This window comes from Lentiprolixibacter aurantiacus, assembly GCF_026241225.1.
Lineage (GTDB): Bacteria > Bacteroidota > Bacteroidia > Flavobacteriales > Flavobacteriaceae > Lentiprolixibacter > Lentiprolixibacter aurantiacus.
This window is the reverse complement of the sequence record NZ_JAPFQP010000004.1, coordinates 66,723-84,322: the sequence shown is the minus strand read 5'-3', so window position 1 is coordinate 84,322 and position 17,600 is coordinate 66,723. Positions and strand designations below refer to the sequence as shown.

The 17,600-nt window shown below is 46.1% G+C and carries 11 protein-coding genes; 2 read left to right on the top strand and 9 right to left on the bottom strand.

What is annotated here, in order from left to right:
- Nucleotides 1–2: 2 nt before the first annotated feature.
- The 8 genes from OO016_RS11665 to OO016_RS11630 form a co-directional block, all read right to left on the bottom strand.
- Nucleotides 3–1,373, bottom strand: a complete 1,371-nt coding sequence (locus tag OO016_RS11665) for an amidohydrolase family protein (protein WP_266014115.1) — start codon at nt 1,371–1,373, stop codon at nt 3–5.
- An 11-nt stretch (nt 1,374–1,384) separates the two neighbouring features.
- Nucleotides 1,385–2,794, bottom strand: a complete 1,410-nt coding sequence (locus OO016_RS11660) for an amidohydrolase family protein (protein WP_266014112.1) — start codon at nt 2,792–2,794, stop codon at nt 1,385–1,387.
- A gap of 18 nt (nt 2,795–2,812) precedes the next feature.
- Nucleotides 2,813–3,595, bottom strand: a complete 783-nt coding sequence (locus OO016_RS11655) for a CDP-alcohol phosphatidyltransferase family protein (RefSeq protein ID WP_266014109.1) — start codon at nt 3,593–3,595, stop codon at nt 2,813–2,815.
- A 139-nt stretch (nt 3,596–3,734) separates the two neighbouring features.
- Complete coding sequence (locus tag OO016_RS11650) at nt 3,735–5,414, bottom strand: M1 family metallopeptidase (protein ID WP_266014106.1); 1,680 nt, start codon at nt 5,412–5,414, stop codon at nt 3,735–3,737.
- The gene (locus OO016_RS11645) at nt 5,411–6,727 is read right to left on the bottom strand and encodes a DUF2268 domain-containing putative Zn-dependent protease (protein ID WP_266014103.1); all 1,317 of its coding nucleotides are present in this window, start codon (nt 6,725–6,727) and stop codon (nt 5,411–5,413) included. The genes OO016_RS11650 and OO016_RS11645 overlap by 4 nt, the downstream gene beginning before the upstream one ends.
- Before the next feature lie 12 nt (nt 6,728–6,739).
- Nucleotides 6,740–8,032, bottom strand: a complete 1,293-nt coding sequence (locus OO016_RS11640) for a M28 family peptidase (RefSeq protein ID WP_439649335.1) — start codon at nt 8,030–8,032, stop codon at nt 6,740–6,742.
- Nucleotides 8,033–8,235: 203 nt separating this feature from the next.
- Nucleotides 8,236–9,414, bottom strand: coding sequence for a nuclear transport factor 2 family protein (locus OO016_RS11635; RefSeq protein ID WP_266014097.1), 1,179 nt, complete (start codon nt 9,412–9,414; stop codon nt 8,236–8,238).
- Between the two features lie 33 nt (nt 9,415–9,447).
- Nucleotides 9,448–11,658: a bifunctional alpha,alpha-trehalose-phosphate synthase (UDP-forming)/trehalose-phosphatase gene (locus OO016_RS11630; protein ID WP_266014094.1), complete on the bottom strand. Its 2,211-nt coding sequence runs from the start codon at nt 11,656–11,658 to the stop codon at nt 9,448–9,450.
- Nucleotides 11,659–11,760: 102 nt separating this feature from the next.
- Here OO016_RS11630 and OO016_RS11625 point away from each other — a divergent pair, with 102 nt between their 5' ends.
- Together OO016_RS11625 and OO016_RS11620 are read left to right on the top strand one after the other, a co-directional pair.
- Nucleotides 11,761–13,560 carry a glycoside hydrolase family 15 protein gene (locus OO016_RS11625; RefSeq protein ID WP_266014091.1) on the top strand — a complete coding sequence of 600 codons (1,800 nt, stop codon included), beginning with the start codon at nt 11,761–11,763 and terminating at the stop codon, nt 13,558–13,560.
- A gap of 113 nt (nt 13,561–13,673) precedes the next feature.
- Nucleotides 13,674–15,701 (top strand): dipeptidyl-peptidase 3 family protein, encoded by a 2,028-nt coding sequence (locus tag OO016_RS11620; protein ID WP_266014088.1) that lies wholly within the window; start codon nt 13,674–13,676, stop codon nt 15,699–15,701.
- A gap of 80 nt (nt 15,702–15,781) precedes the next feature.
- Here OO016_RS11620 and OO016_RS11615 read toward each other — a convergent pair whose 3' ends face one another.
- A complete protein-coding gene (locus OO016_RS11615; RefSeq protein WP_266014083.1) occupies nt 15,782–17,593 on the bottom strand; it encodes an acyl-CoA dehydrogenase FadE in 1,812 nt (603 codons plus the stop codon).
- Nucleotides 17,594–17,600: the final 7 nt, after the last annotated feature.

The window sequence follows — 17,600 nt, the reverse complement described above, 5'->3', positions numbered from 1 at the left end:
TCTTATTGTTTAGCTGCATTTGAGGCGATTGATTCCAGTTTCTTATCTATATCCTCCCGGCTGATCCAGGTTCCCCGGACCATTACGCCTTCAACATTCCTTAGGTTCTCCAATTCCTCCAGTGGATTCCCGCCTACCAAAAAGAAATCCGCGGACAATCCGGTTTTGATTTCCCCGAATTCATCTTCCATCCCATAGAACACCGCCGGATTGAGGGTGCCGCTCTGCAATATTTCCAGGGGGCTCAGGCCGGCCCGGAGCATCACTGCCATCTCATGGTGAATGGAAAAGCCTGGCACGTTAAAAAGCTGTGGTGCATCCGATCCCAGAAGTAATCCCTGACCATCTTCCTGCAGGGCCTTGATGAGTTGCCTGCGGATGCTGATAAAATCTTCCCATTGGTCTTCTGAAAAGCCGGTGCCTTCACCGGTAGACTGTTCCTTGCGCTTCTTCCAGTTCTCCAGGGTGGTGGCAGGCATATACTGCATTTCCGGCTCGGAAAGCATTTCATTGGCTTCGGCAGGGGCGAACCAACGCTCAAAAAGGCTTTGGGTAGGAACTATCCAGACCCCTTTTTCCTTGGACTGTTCCACCAGTTCTTTTATCAATGTGGTATCAGCCAGTGGGGTAAAGTTATAGCCAAAGAAGCCGTTTTCGTTTGGTTTTACAGCAGCTGTTACAGGTACCAGCCCCTCCAAATAGCCATCAACATGGTCTATGGAAGCAAATCCACTTTCAATAGCGTGACGAATGCCAACATCCACTGGGACATGACCTGCGAATTCAATACCCAATTCGTTGGCGGTTTTAACCAGGGTATCGAATACATCTCTTTGAATACCCGGATGTATTTTCAGAAAATCGTAGCCTTCTTTTTGATAGGCGGTAACCTTGGTCCGGGCTTCTTCCGGTGTTCTTACCGAGTTCCCGTTTAATGACGGGCTGGAAGTAAAGACCCGGGGACTGAGCAAGGATCCTTCCTGAGCTTCCTCTCGGAGTTTAAGGTGTCTGGGGTGGCCCAGCATACCCCGAATGGTGGTAATCCCATTAGAGAGATAGAGGAACAGGGTTTCCTGTATCCTTTCTTCTGAAGTTGGTGGTGAGGGGATGTGGGCGTGCATCTCTGCCAGGCCCGGTACGGCAAAAGAACCCTTTCCATTAATGGTGCTGGAATAGTTTCCTTCAATCGAAATCCCTGTTTGCTGGATCTTTCCTGAATCAACCAGGATCTGATAATTTTCCAAAATATCGCCGTTGCGGACATCCACTATATGGATATTGGTTATCAGGATGGCAGTTTCACTAACTTTTTGTTGTGCCTGGTTGCAACCCAGAAAGGCAAGGGACAAAAAGACGGCATATAATTTTTTCATGAATTATTGAATTAATTGGGTTCTAATAATGTTTTCAGATCTTCCTGCAGATAAATTTTACCCTCCCTTACCACGGCTTCTATCTTCCGGGTATTCTGTATATTATCAAGGGGGTTTGCAGAAAGTATAACAAGATCTGCCTTTTTACCCGGGCTGACTGTCCCATATTCCGTTTGCTTTTTAAGGAAGTGTGCCCCGTTATATGCGGATGTGCGAAGTGCCTCTAATTCACTTAAACCACAGGAAACAAGGGCTTGCAGTTCATCGTGAAGCGAAGGTCCGGGATATATATAAGAATTGTATGCCCCACAGTCCGATCCGGCCAGCAAACCAACTCCCGCATTGTGCAGCTCAGTGGTGAGCTGGCGAAAAAAATCATCCAGTTCCTTGCGATTTTTCCGGGCCTGATCTGTTCCACTCAAAAAACTTGAGATACGCCTTTTGTAGGTCTCCAAAAATTCCGGACTTAAATAGTGCAGGTAAGGATCCTCGCTGTGGTCTGCTTCATCCAGGTAGCTAAGCGTCCTCCCGATATGGAGGGTAGGTACTACATAAACCTGCTTCTCTCGTAGCATGGTGAAGGTCTGGTATGCAATACTGTCTGTATATGTCTGCTGCAATTCAGGCATGGCCTGCCAGAAGCCCATGTTCCCGTCAATTACAGCCTGCGTAATCCTTGTTTCGGTAGAAGAGCATCCTTTCATCACGTAATACAGGTGTTCAATGGCGTCGATGCCGGCTTCTACGGTCTCCTGCAAGCTAACGCTGAATGGCATATGGCCGGAACTTATGAGCTCCCGTTCTTCGGTTTGCCGGAGGGTTTCCAGGTAATGCCGTGCGCTGATCCTGCTGTCATAGAGTTTCACAAAATCCACCCCCAGGGATTCCAGCGAATCCAGAGCAACCGGGATATCCTCATCTTCTGTTACTTCCAGGGATCCAGCCCAGGTGGCACCGGGACCATCAATCTTGGGGCCTGAAGTAAATATCTTAGGCCCTGGCATACCGTTTGCAATTTCTTTCTGCCACTGCTTTATGTAGGTAGTGAGGTCTCCACCAGCATCCCGGACAGTAGTGATCCCGTTAGCTAAAAACAATTTCAGAAACGCTTTGTTTTGTTCAATGAGGGCTTCCCCTCCTCGGAAATGTACGTGATTGTCCCAGAAGCCAGGGAGCAGGTATTTGCCATTGGCGGGTATTGAATTTTGAGTTCGATAGCGAACTGAAGACCCTACAGGCAAAACTCGCTTAATCAGTCCATCTGAAATAAAAACATTGCGGGTATTGATCTCTCCTGATTCCAGATCAATTACTTCAGCAGCTGTAAGTACCAGGTCATACTCTTCAAGCTGTTCGGACTTACATGTGGTTAACAGCAGCAGTAAAAATGCAAGGTATCGGAATGGGATTAGAATACGCATGTCCTCTTGATAAGGACTTTAAGGTAATAAGTTTTCCCGATTAATCAGTCGCCTTAAACCGATAAATACCAGAATGAAGACGGAGTAAAAGAGGAAGAAGGGAAGGATGTACGATTCCAGCCCGAATACAAGCATAAGGCCAATAAGCAATAATTGAAATCCAAGCCCAAAAGTAGATACAGCTGTCATCAACCAATTCGGGATATTGCGTGCAGTACAGGCGCCACGGTCCAGCGCATAGATTATCCTGTCAAAAACCCCGTAGCAGAGCCGATACATTATGAAAAGCAGGGTTACGTGCTTTTGCTCTTCTCCCTGATGAGCCCTGGGAACCTGTGTTTCAAAAACCCTGCTCGTAGTATCCCCCTGATGTCGGCTTCGCAAAATGGCGTAGTAGTAATTGTAAAGAGTACCCTGAAGTTCCAGGCCTATAAATGCAAGGATTGCCATCCATACCGAACCATTGGTAATGTACCATATGCTCAGCACAATGAGAAAGTTTAGGATTATGTCCGACACGGAATCCAGAAAACGACCAGTATAGGAAGGGCGGTTTTTAATCCTGGCTAATTCTCCGTCGGCAGCATCCAGAATGGATTTCAGAATGAGAAAAAATACGGCTCCCAGATAATATTCATTCAATATGCAATAAATACCCAGCAGACCTGAGATTACAAAGCCAAGGGTAACATGAATAGGCGTAAGGGTAGTCTTGCGAAGCATCTGAGCGATACGCACTGCCAGTGGCCGACCGTAGTCGGACAGGTCAAGAAACTGGTATTGCTCAGGTAATTTGGGCATAACTACTCCCGAAGGCTAATCCATTAATTATCAAACGATGGAAGCTAAGGATTATATAAATGTACCGTTAATTTTAAAATTAACTAGGCTTTTACCTGGTGGGAATCCAGTAATGTTATCCCCAAAAAAAGTTATTCCCTTATCTGCTTTTGGCGTATTTGCGGGTTTCCACATAAAAGTTCGGATCAAATTCGGGGATGGCATTGCTTTCAATTTTATCAGTTTTCCAGTTGGCTGATGGGAAGATCCATGTTTCCCGCCCTTCGATATAGATCCGCAGGGGCATGTCAAATCCGTCAACTATATTGGAGTACCTGTAAGAAAAAAGTTCGCCGTCCAGCTTAAATTCGAGGACAGGGATCTTTGTTGTTCTTAGGTATTGATTAAAAAAGGCGCTCAAATCCTTGCCCGTCTTCTCGCTGATGTAGTTTTCGATTTGTTTGGTTGTAACAGTCTGGTGGTAAAATTCCTTATTCAAACCTCTCAATACCTTACGCCAGAGTTCATCGTCCTCCACCAACTGCCTGAGGGTGTGCAGCATATTGGACCCTTTGTAATACATGTCTCCTGAGCCAGGATTATTTACATTGTATTGTCCAATTATCGGACGGTCATTTCGGATCAGCTTACGTGTCCCGAGAACATAATCTGCCCCAAGTCTTTTACCTAGGGCTTTTCCCTTGCCGTACTCTTCATAATGTTTGATCCCAAACCAGTATTCCAGATACAGATTTTCAGAGTAGGCCGTGAAACCCTCATGGATCCACATATCAGCGGCATCCTTGTAGGTAATGTTGTTGGCAAACCACTCGTGGCCGGTTTCATGGACTATGATAAAATCAAATAGTTGGCCTCCTCCAGAACCAGAAAGGTCCCTGCCCAGATAGCCATTCTGGTAGCCATTCCCATAGGTAACGGAGCTCTGGTGTTCCATGCCCAGATAGGGAACCTCCACAAGTTTGTAGCTGTCCTCGTAAAAAGGATAGGGTCCGAACCAGTATTCAAAGGCCTCAATGGTCATCGGCGCCTGAGTAAACTGTGTTTTTGCTTTTTCAAGGTTGTCCCTAAGCACATAATAGTCCATGTTCAAAGGGCCGTTCTCCCCCTTAAATACTTCCCCGAAATGCACATAATCTCCTATGTTTACATTTACCCCATAGTTGTTTATAGGATTGCTGACAAACCAGTGGTAGGTATTACTTTTTTTACCCTTCTCAACGGACCTAAGCCTCCCATTGGCAACGCCTGTAAGGTCTTTGGGTACGGTAACGCTAATGGCCATGCTGTCTGCTTCATCGTACATATGGTCTTTGTTAGGCCACCAGATACTGGCTCCAATTCCCTGGCAGGAAGTGGCTACAAAGTGTTTCTCATTGGCATCCCTTGTCCAGGTAAAGCCACCATCCCATGGGGGCATTTCGGCTTCCACGGGTTTTCCGGAATAATAGACTTTCAATTCTTTTACGGTGTTTTCAGGTTGTGGTCCCTCCAGTACTAAAAAATGGGCATTACCCCTGGATTCCCATTTGAGTTGTTTCCCATCCTGAATGACTTTGTCTATTTTAAGGGGAGGTTGGAGATCTACCTGCAGGCGATTATTCGATTCCAGGACCTTATATTGGATGGTGTTGCTTCCCGTGATGTATTTTCTATCCGGATCTATGGAGATGTCCAGGTGATAATAGGTCAGGTCCCACCACGCCCTTTCCGGGGTGATGCTTCCTCTGAGGGTATCCTGTTCGGTAAAAACCTTGTCCTGGGCTGTTACCCCTGAGATTGAAAGTATTGCCAGTAAGCCAGCTAGTTTTCGGATGATCATAAAGTCTCGTTAGTATTTGTTTTGACAAGGTTTGCAAATACGCCTCCCTGGTAAATGGTTTCCAGATTATCTGTATTCAGGAGCTCGTAAATGGCTTGTTCCTTATCTTCGTGATTCTCGTAGAACGATTTGCAAATAAGGTATCCCAGGGTGTAGCCCAGGTCTTGAGGCCTGTCTTCAATGGAGCCTCCATTATACAGCCATTTGGAGTTGTCTGTGTTATAGAGGTCGCCCTTGAGTTCTTCCAGGATAAAGGACATATTCTCTGGTTTTTCGAGATAGTTGAGGTTGTCGTTCTCCAGTTGCTCTCCCGAGCTGAGTTCCACAAGGAAGTCGCATACCCCTTCACCAATAATGGCGCCCATCACATATTCGAGATTTACCGTATCCCTGTAATTCTGCTGGAAGTGCATAAGTTCATGTATGGTGATGCCGGGCAATTGATCAAAACTCATAATGGCATTTTTTTGCCAGTCGCTCAGTCCTTCAGTAGGCATTTCATTTGAACGCCCATACATATCCCCTCCAATAAACATACCCATTTCTGTAACTGTTCCCCCGGAATTCAATATCCCGGGCACCACATATACTTTGGGGAATATGGCCTGGGGATACAGTTCCTTAAAATGCTGCATCCATTGCCTGGTAGTCTCCTGTACGGCAAGCAGGCTATCAGGACGCACCTGCGACTTCAAATGCAGGTAATAATCCGGCGATGCATTGATCATCTGTCCATACATCATATCCAGGTTTCCATAGCGCACTAAATAAAAGTCCCTGATCTCTGGTGGGCCTTCAAACAGGTACTTTTTCAGCTCTTGCCTGGCTTTGCTTGTATCTGCAAGTGCCCGTTCAAAATAAGGCCAGAATTGCTCCATAGAGCGCATCTCCAGGTGGTAATGGGACACCTGCTCCAGTTGTTCCTGGATAGAATCCAGTCGTTTGAACAACCTGTTGCCTTCTTCTGAGGCGAGTGCCTTTACGTGACCCGAAAACTGATCCATTATTTTAGGGTTGGCCATGCCCTTGTCTATCGCCAAATGCAGGGCATTTACCATTTCGGTTCCTGCGCCTGCCTTGTGGTATTGGGTAGCAGCTTCTACATAAAGCTGACTGGCCTCGAGATCTCGATTAGCTGACATCAAAGTATCTCCGAAGGCCCTGTAAGCTTCCGGTGATTTTTTGCTTTCTTCAATTGCAAAAAGGTCTACAATATCTGGCAGGTGATACTCCTTGGCTGGCACCACATTTTGTTTCTTACATGCGCCAAGGCCTATTAGGAGAAAAGCCAGAGCCAGGAGCCATAGTCTCATGCAAAGTGTCTTTTAGTTTCGAAATATCCCACCTGGAAAAACCACAGGGCTCTCAAACCCATTTTCACCTACTGCAGATACACCAAAAAAGTAATTGTCTATTACGATGCCTTCAAGCGTATGTTCTGTAGTGTTTCCAACATAGCGACTGTAATCCCAGGTTGGGGAGGTAGTGTCCCTCCAGTAGATTTTATAACCCTTTGCCCCAGGAACAGCCTCCCATTTTAATTTGGCATAAGGTTCAACAATACCACCTATTTTTACTTCCGCGGGGCTTAGTGGTGCCCATGCAATAGAGGCGAGGTTGATGGCATTAACCGCTGTCAGCTTTTTGGCAAATTCGAAGTTTACATGTTCGAGTTTGTCGCCGTATTCGATACCGTTCTCCGTGCGGATATCCTGGTGTTGTTGTGTGTAATTCTCATGGGCTTCCATGATGCGGATACCTGCAAATCCGGCATCGTTAAAAGGACGGTGGTGACCACCCCGGCCAAACCTGTCCAGGCGATAGATCATCATGGGGTTCATTTCAGGCATGTATTGTTGTGTTGTTTTATGCACATAGCGTGCCAGCTGCCTGGATATACCGTCTACTTCTCCGCCGTAGAATCGCCTGCTTCTCCTTTGTTGTTCTGTTTCCGTTGGAGGCACTGGTTCTGAAAAAATGCGGAAATCCCGGTTGCTCACCACACCGTCTACCCCGCGGATGTTCCCTATCATGTCGTTGTTCAAAATGCCTATAATATTCCATTCGCGTTCTTTTGCATAAGCCGCAAGGCCTTTACCGCCGTATAACCCCTGTTCTTCCCCTGAGAGCCCCACATAGATTATGCTGTTTTCAAATTTGTATTTGCTGAGGACACGAGCAGCCTCTATAGTGCCTGCCATACCACTGGCATTATCGTTGGCTCCGGGTGAATCCGAGGTGTAATCTGTAGGATTGCTAACACGGGAATCTATATCACCGCTCATAATGATAAAACTATTCGGGTTTGTTGTACCCCATTGTATGGCAACCACGTTTACGATCCATACGTCTTTTACAATACGCTGATTATCCCCTTTTTTTATAAAGTCTTTCTGGTAAAATACCTCCAGGCAATCTCCGCAATCACGGGAAATTTTATCGAATTCACTTTTGATCCAGCGTCGTGCCGCCCCTATCCCACGGGTTTGGGATAGCGTATCACTTAAGGTGTGGCGGGTTCCAAAATTAGCCAGAGTGGTAATGTCCCGCTCAATTCGCTCAGCGGACACGGCGTCTATAATACGATACAGGTCTGTTGATTCCTGTGCACTCGCCATAATAGCCGATAAAACCAGGAGGAAGGGTAAAAGTCTTTTCATGAAAGGGGAAATCTGAATTTTTTAAATTTTAGGGTTTTGCTGGCAAAGCAAAGGACCTTACAGTAGGTATGCAATACCAGGAAGACCAAAGATAATGCCTATTTTAAGATCAGGCAAAACGAAGCTCAGGGCTTCCGCATGAGGTCTGTATCCCAGGGATATCAACGTACAAACATTACTTTCGTGATCTTTCCATTTCTCACCTCATAAACGGCCACGGCATGGAATATCCTGCCATTAGCAGTGACGGATTCCTCATCGATCACTTTGTCCTGTATTATTATTCTGTTTTTCAACTCGCAATGCAGGTCCGGTGTACTCCTGAAAAAAGCACTGTAATTTTTCCGCATGGTTTCTTTACCCACATAGCGTAGTTTGTCCGGATAATCATAAACCTGTACATCTTCTGCATAAGGTTCCAGGAATTTTTCAATATCTCGTGCGTTATAAGCCTCCAGTTGCTCCTGAACCGGGATTTCAGAGGAGGCTTCGGCTACCAGAGCAAGGAGATTGCCTTTGCTGTTCACTGTAATCCGACTGATATTGCCAATATCTGGCCTTATGAAGCGATGGAATTGGCTCCATTCAGCGGATTCTCCAGGCTGGAATTCCAAAAGTCGGTTTTGCTGACCGGCGATTAGCGTTCCATCAGGAAGCCAGCAATAGTCCTGCACTCCTTCCGGTAATTCAGTTATAACTTCATTAGCCCTGCTAACAGGATCCAGGGACCTTATCGCAAATCCCTCTTCATCCCTGCTTGTAAAACTTACCAGTTGACTATTAGGAATCTTGTGCAGGGATCTGCCCACATTCTTATATACAGTGTACCGGGTATTCTTCTTGATATTAGCCACTACCAGGTCCATACGGTCTTCTATAAGAACGCTGCATACCATAATGTCCTCATCAAACCATACATGATATCCAACTTTGAGATCAGCCAGAAGTTCTTTCTCCTTTCCTTTTTCAAGGGGGTATGAGTAGAGCCTTTGCAGTCCGTCATTGTCCAGCCTGATAGCTGAAATACGGTTTTTTTCTGGTATTTTCAGGGGTGAGTACTCGCTTCCCCCCGGAGTATCCGTAATCCATGTTTTCTCCTTTTTATTTCGGGTGTAGCCTGCGATATCCGTTTGTCCGTATCGGTTTGAAGAAAACAGTACTACATTATCGTTGTAAAAAGAAGGCTGATTGTCATAACCGGGATTGTTGGAGATGTTTCGGGCTACACCAACCATTTTCTTTCCGCCGGTGATTTCCAGAGGAATCAGGAATACTTCTGTATTGGTTTGTGCAAATAACCCCGAAGATAGCAGGGCGAATACCCAAATTTTTTTAGGCATTCTTCCGAAGGTTTTAGAACTCATATGGTAAGCTTAAATATTCAAAAATCCTGCCAGCAGGTCTCTTACCTTGCGGTTGTTTTCCACAAAATAGCGCGCATTGGTTTTTTCACGACCTACCTTAACAGTAAAAGTATTTTCAGGCAATTCCTGGAACATGAATTCATCAGTGGTATCATCACCAATAGCGAATACAAAGTCGTACTGCCCTCGGGCCAAAACCTGGGTGCATGCCCTGCCTTTATTTACATTGCCACTCTTGATTTCCACAACTTTGTTCCCGGATAATATGCTAATGTTATCTGTGCCGATAAGGCTTGTGAGTACGGTTTTAAGCTCTGTGGCCCTTTTGTTCCCGAAATCGGGATCTGTCTGACGGTAATGCCATGCCAGAGAGAAATTCTTTTCTTCTATGAAAGTTCCAGGGGTACGGTCTACAAAAGATTCCAAAACCGGCCTGATTTTGTCCATCCAGTCTTTCTTCATCTGTTCCATCATCCTGAATTCCTCCCCATTCTCAGAGATCCATACACCGTGTTCCACAATCATATTGTACTTCTTGCGGCCAAACCATTTTTGAAAGGTTTCCTTGTCCCTTCCACTAATCAGGTATACTGTATTTTCTTCAGGTTCGCTCAGGCGATCGAGCAATTCCAGCAAATGCCCGTCCGGTTCTGCATGTTGAGGATCGTTCCTGAAGCCTGTGAGTGTTCCGTCGTAATCCAGGAAGAACAACCTTTGATGGGAAATCTGATATTTGCTCATGAGGTTATCCCAAACCTGGCCCTTGAGCAGGAGTGTAATGTTTGCTACCCCTTTGGAGGGCACACTTTTCAGGGAGGTCATGAAGTCATTTGCCCATTTTTCAACATTATACCGCTCCAGCCTGTTTTGCAGCAGGCTGTTCCTGGCTTGTTGTTCCTCAATTGGCATATTGATCGCCTGGTAGATAGTATCTGCAATCTGCTCAAAATTATTGGGGTTGATCAACAGCGCTTCATTCATTTCATTGGCTGCACCTGCCATCTCACTCAGGATGAGCACCCCTGTCTGATCAGTCCTGGAAGCAATGTACTCCTTGGCCACCAGGTTCATTCCGTCTCGAATAGGGGTTAACCAGGCAATATCGCTGGAGGTGTAGAGGTCTATGAGGTTTTCGAAGGGAACTGAGCGGTAAAAATACCATATGGGTGTCCAGCTAACAGTTGCAAATTCGCCGTTTATGCGACCAACAAGTTCATCAACTTCACTTTTCAGCAACTGATACTGGGGTACATTGGCCCTGGAGGGAACCGCAAGGATGATCAACCTGACCTTTTCTTTGTATTCCGGGTATTTATCCAGGAAATATTTGAAGGCATGCAGGCGTTTAGCGATACCCTTGGTATAATCCAGTCGGTCAATGGAAAGGAGCAATTTGCCCTCCGGTGTTAGTTCACGATGGCTGTCCAGACGCTTTTGAAGGTCTGACTGTTCACTACTTTTTGGACTGTCGTGTTTAAGGGCAGCCTGATGCCATTTCTTGTAATCGATCCCCATGGGGAAGGAGTCTACCCGCACTATACGGTTATCGGCGTATATTTCATTGTAGCTAACCTCAATACCCGTCAACCTTCGCACTGAGCTAAGGAAGTGCCTTTCGTAATCATAGGTGTGGAAACCGATTAAGTCAGATCCCAGCAGGCCCATCAGTATTTCTTTACGCCAGGGTAGTGTTCTGAAAATCTCGAAAGAGGGAAAAGGGATATGAAGGAAAAAACCAATGGTTACCTCGGGTCTTTTTTCCCGTATCATATCGGGTAAAAGCATTAACTGGTAGTCATGAACCCATATCGTATCCCCGTCCTCGGAGTGTTCCAGGACCACATCTGCAAATTTCTGGTTGACATCCCTGTAGATCTCCCAGTTTTTCAGTTCAAATTCGGCGTACTCCAAAAAGTAATGGAACAGCGGCCAGACGGTCCTGTTGCTGAAACCAAAATAAAAGCCGTCTACCTCTTCCTTGCTGAGCGGGACCTGTAAAGAACCGTGTCCGGCAAGGGCCTTGTCTATTTCTTTCTCCTTGCCCTCCGGAATTTCTTCATCCGTAAGGCCACTCCATCCAATCCAAACGCTATCCCCTCCGGAATGTACAGATTTCATACCTGTTGCCAGACCCCCCACACTTGGCAATGCAGTGATGCCTTCTTTGCTAATTTGCAATTGTACAGGTAGTCTGTTTGAGATTATGATAGTTTTGGCCATGAATTCAGCTGTTTTGTCGTCTATTGGATTAAATTTCTCTAAATTTCGTCAAATTGAAGCGCATAAACAATTCTAAAATCTTTTTTAGCTATTCCTTAAAATATGGATAATCTGGATTACGGTATAATAGGCAATTGCAGGAGCGCAGCCCTGATTTCAAAGACCGGTTCTCTGGACTGGTGTTGTCTTCCTGAATTCGACTCTTCTTCTGTTTTTGCCAAACTCCTGGACAAGAAAATTGGGGGTAGTTTTGAGATACTTGTAGATGATGATTATGTAATTACCCAGCGGTACAAGAAAGGAACAGCCCTGCTGATTACCCGTTTTAGCAGGGGAGAGGATATTTTTGAAGTCAGGGATTTCATGCCGAGATACCTGAAGAGCCAGACCACCTACCATAGTCCACCAGAAATTATCCGGTATATCCGCCACATTTCTGGCAAGCCCAAATTCCGGGCCAAATACGATCCCAGGCTGGGCTATGCCGTGGGGGAAACCCATACCTACGTGAAAAGTCAGTTTGTTTCCAGTTTAACCCACGCCATCAAATTTGACACCCTCTTTCTGTATACCTCTTTTAATAAAAATGCAGTTGTGGAAGGGCGTGAACTGGAGGTAGTCGAGGATGGATTCTTTCTCGTGGCCTACAATGAAAAAATATTCCTGCCTACTACCAAGTCCGCCTACCTGGAGCAGGAGCGCACCAAGGTGTACTGGCTCAACTGGAGCAATAAAACCCCCAGTTACCAGAAATACAATTCGGTAATAAACCGAAGCGCATTAACGCTTAAGTTACTCAGCTACGATAAGACAGGGGCGGTTCTGGCAGCTGCAACTACTTCACTGCCAGAGACTATAGGAGAGGTGCGCAACTGGGACTATCGGTTCTGCTGGATCCGGGATGCTTCCATGGTGATCAAGGTTATGGCGAACCTGGGACATGCCAATGTTTCCAGGAGGTATCTGCAGTTTATAATCGACCTTATTCCTGAAAAGGACGAGAAGTTGCAGATTATGTATGGGATAAACAGGCAAAAGCGCCTGACCGAACATACCCTGGGGCATTTAAGCGGTTATGAGAATTCCAGTCCGGTACGCATAGGTAATGCCGCCTACCGGCAAACACAGAACGACATTTACGGTATCCTGATGGATGTGATACACCAGCAACTTGCGCGATTCAGTACCAATATCGAAAACGGGGAGGAACTTTGGGGCATCACCAAGGGAATCGTCTGGATTGTTGAAAAGCACTGGCACGAGAAAGACAAGGGTATCTGGGAATTTCGAACGGAAGACAGGCATTTTACCTTTTCCAAAGTGCTTTGCTGGGTAGCTGTGGACAGGGCCATTAAAGTAGCCAGGATCCTCAAGAAGACCAGGAAGCTCGAAAAGTGGAATGCTCTAGAGCAGACCATCAAGAATGACATCCATGAAAATGCCTGGAATGACGAGGTAAATGCCTTTGTTCAGTCCTACGGTTCAAGCGATCTGGACGCCTCTGTGCTGCTTATGGAACAATACGGCTTTATACATGCAAAAGACCCGCGCTATGTGAGCACTGTAAAGGCTATAGAGAAAGAACTCAGCCACGATGGCCTGCTGTATCGCTATAAGAACGAGGACGACTTCGGTCTTCCTTCTTCATCCTTTACCATTTGTACATTCTGGTTTATCAACGCACTGTTTAAGATAGGGGAAGAGGAGAAGGCACAGGAATGGTTTGAGAAGGTACTGGGCTATAGCAACCATCTCGGGTTGTTTAGCGAGGATATTGATTTTAAGTCCAAGAGATTGCTCGGAAACTTCCCGCAGGCTTATTCCCATTTGGCCCTGATTGAATGTGCCGTTAACTTTTCGAATAAGGCTACGGCCGAAAAGGTAAAGGAATCTGTCTATTAGTAGTTTTGCACTTTTTATCAGGAGTTTTGTTAACTCCAAATACGGCATGTATTGACTGGTAATTAGAGGGGGTTTGACTACCTTTGCAGGACGAACAAAAATCCAAATTTAAAATGAGAATCAGTCAATTTTTGGGGATGGCTCTGGCCCTTACCCTGGCTTTGTCTTGCAAAAAAGGTGCCGAGGCCGATAAACCTGTGGTCACCGAAGAAAAAGGTTTTGAATACGTAGTAGATCAGTTTGCCGATCTGCGGATTTTGAGGTATCAGGTGCCAGGCTTTGATGAGCTCAGCCTGAATGAAAAAAAGCTGGTGTACTACCTCACCCAGGCTGGTCTGGCGGGGCGTGATATTATCTGGGATCAGAATTACCGCCACAATCTGCAGATACGGGAAGCCCTGGAAAACGTGTACACTACTTTCGAAGGTGATAAATCTACGGCCGACTGGAAAGAATTTGAAGTCTACCTCAAGCGGGTCTGGTTTTCCAATGGAATCCACCACCATTATTCCAATGATAAGTTGAAGCCCGGATTTGCCGCAGATTATCTGACCTACTTGCTCAAGGAAACCAATACGGAGCTTCAGGGGGAAGCCTTTGACGTAATCTTTAGCGATTCAGATGTCAAAAAGGTTAACAAGAAGAAAGGGGTAGACAATGTCGCTGCTTCAGCGGTTAATTTTTATGATCCGGATATCACAGATGCAGAGGTCGAAGCCTTTTATGCCGCAGTGGATAAAGGTAGTGATGAAGAGCCAATTGAAGCAGGACTGAATACCAAGCTTGTGCGTGAAAATGGCGAGCTGGTTGAGAAGGTCTATAAGGCAGGTGGCATGTATGGAGAAGCTATCAGCGAAATCGTCAAATGGCTGGAAAAAGCTGTGGAAGTTGCTGAAAATGAGAAGCAGGCCAATACCCTCAAATTACTGATATCATATTATCAAACCGGAAGCCTGGATACCTGGGATGAATATGCAATTTCCTGGGTGAATTCCACAGAAGGCAATATCGACTGGATACAGGGCTTTGTAGAAGTTTACAACGACCCTAAAGGGTATAAAGGATCTTATGAGAGTATCATTCAGATCAAGGACTTTGAAATGTCCCGTCAGATGGCCGTGCTGTCTGATAACGCACAGTGGTTTGAGGACAATTCCCCCTTGATAGAGGAGCACAAAAAAGACAATGTGGTAGGAGTATCTTACAAGACTGTGGTTGTGGCCGGGGAGGCCGGAGATGCCAGTCCCAGTACTCCAATAGGGGTAAACCTGCCCAACAATAACTGGATCAGGGTGAAACACGGAAGCAAATCGGTTTCGCTGGGTAATATTATAGATGCTTATAACAATGCAGGAGGATCGGGAAGACTGAGGGAATTTGCCAACGATGAGGAAGAAGTAGCTCTGGAATTGGCCTATGGTGAGCTCGGCGATAAATTGCATACAGCTTTACACGAGGTGGTGGGCCATGCCTCGGGGCAAATAAACCCGGGAGTGGGTCAGCCCAAGGAAACCCTTAAAAACTATAGTTCCACGCTGGAGGAAGGCCGGGCCGACCTGGTAGCCCTTTATTATCTGATGGATCCCAAGATACAGGAGTTAGGGCTTGTAGATGATTATGAGAAGCTGGGCAAAGCCACTTATGATGGCTATATCCGAAATGGTCTGGTTACTCAGTTGATCCGAATTGAACTGGGAGATGATATTGAAGAAGACCATATGGTGAACCGGCAATGGGTTTCTGCATGGGTCTTTGAAAAAGGACAGGCTGATAATGTGATTGAGAAAGTATCACGCAACGGGAAGACCTATTACAATATTAACGACTACGGGAAGCTACGGGAGCTTTTCGGGCAGCTGCTCAGGGAAACCCAGCGGATCAAATCAGAAGGTGATTTCCAGGCCGCCCAGGACCTTGTTGAAGGCTATGGTGTGAAAGTAAACCAGGAATTGCATGCTGAGGTATTGGAGCGGAACGCCCAATTCACCTCTGCACCCTACAGCGGATTTGTAAATCCTGTACTTAACCCCGTTATGAACGATGCCGGAGAAATTACGGATGTTATCCTTGTCCAGCCAGAGAGCTTCGAGGAGCAGATGCTGGACTACTCGGAGCGTTATAGCACGCTATCATCGAAGTAGATATCATTATTGCATAAAATGAAAAAACCGCCCAATTGGGCGGTTTTTATTTTCCCTAAGGAAATCCATCAGTAAACTGATTAGTCAAACTTATAGGCGTTATCTGCCGCTACCTTATCGGCAATTATGGTGCGCAATTCTACCACATTGGGTTGGTTTACGTACTTGGTGAATCGTTTAAGTCCCATCAGCATCATGCGCTGCTCGTCACCCTCTGCAAAGGAAACAATAGCTTCCTTGGCACGCTGCACTGTAAGGTCAACGGCATTGTACAGGTACAGTTTGGACATGGCAATCTGTGCTTTTTGGGCATCTTCCCCGAAACGTTTGGCATTCTTCTCGGTTCGGAGTATGGTTGACTCTGCCATATAGATCTCTATCAAGATATCTGCAGCTGCCAGCAGTAACTGCTGATGTTTTTCCAAATCCGGCCCAAATTTCTGAACAGCGCTTCCTGCTACCATAAGGAACACTTTTTTCAAGCGGGCTATCAGGTCTTTTTCTTCAGAAAATAGCGCAGAGAAATCAGGGGTTTCAAAGGAAGGAATTCCCATCAGTTCTTCTCCCACGGCCGTGGCTGGTCCAAGAAGGTCCACATGGCCCTTCATGGCTTTTTTGACCAGCATACCCACGGCAAGCATGCGGTTAATTTCGTTAGTACCTTCATAAATCCTCGCAATTCGCGCATCCCTCCAGGCCTTTTCCATAGGAGCGTCTGCACTGAAACCCATCCCTCCGAAAACCTGTATGCCTTCGTCAGTAGTGTTTTGTACATCTTCAGACACAGCGACCTTCAGAATAGAACATTCGATGGCGTATTCTTCAACGCCCTTGAGTTCTGCCTCCTGATGCGTATTCCCTTCGGCTACCCGAATTGCAATCCTGTCTTCAATGTTTTTGGCTGCTCTGTAACAAGCGGATTCACCGGCGTATGCATTGGTGGCCATCTGAGCAATCTTTGCTTTAATGGCTCCGAAATTTATGATAGGTGTTTTGAATTGTACGCGCTCACTGGCATAACGCACGGCTTCATTGGTAACCCTGCGTTGTGCTTCCAGGCATGCAGCCGCTAATTTGATACGGCCAACATTGAGTGCATTCATCGCAATCTTAAATCCATTTCCGCGCTCGGAAAGCATATTCTCAACAGGAACTCTAGTATCATTAAAGAACACTTGTCGGGTAGAGGAGGAGTGGATTCCCAGTTTCTTCTCTTCATCACCCAGGGTGATTCCGTTTTCCGGATCGTTTTCGACTATGAATCCGGTGATATATTTATCATCTTCAATACGGGCAAATACGATAAACAGATTGCAGAACCCGGCGTTGGAGATCCACATTTTCTGACCCGTGATGCTGTAGTACTTGCCATCTTCTGACAGTACTGCCTTCGTCTTTCCGGAATTGGCATCAGATCCGGCGCCAGGTTCGGTGAGGCAGTAGGCCCCAAACCATTCTCCGCTAGCAAGTTTGGGTACATATTTCTTCTTCTGTTCTTCCGTACCGTATAAGGTAATGGGCATGGTTCCGATACCGGTATGAGCTCCAAATGCCGTGCTGAAAGAACCTGTGGCGCCGGAAATGTAGTCGCACACCAGCATAGTATCAACAAATCCCATTCCCATACCCCCATAGGCTTCAGGAACAGCAATACTTAGGAACCCCAGTTCCCCGGCTTTTCGCATGCAGGACTCGGTGTAGGCATAATCCTTGCTTTCGAAGCGCTCCCAATGCCCCCAGAGTTCGCGATCTACGAATTCCTTGGTGCTTTCGCGCATCATCTTTTGTTCTTCATTGAGGTCTTCCAGGGTGAAAATATCATCACACTGGGTTTCCTTAACCAGAAACTGACCTCCCCTGAGAATTTCCTTGTTCATAACTTCTGTACTCATTGCTTAT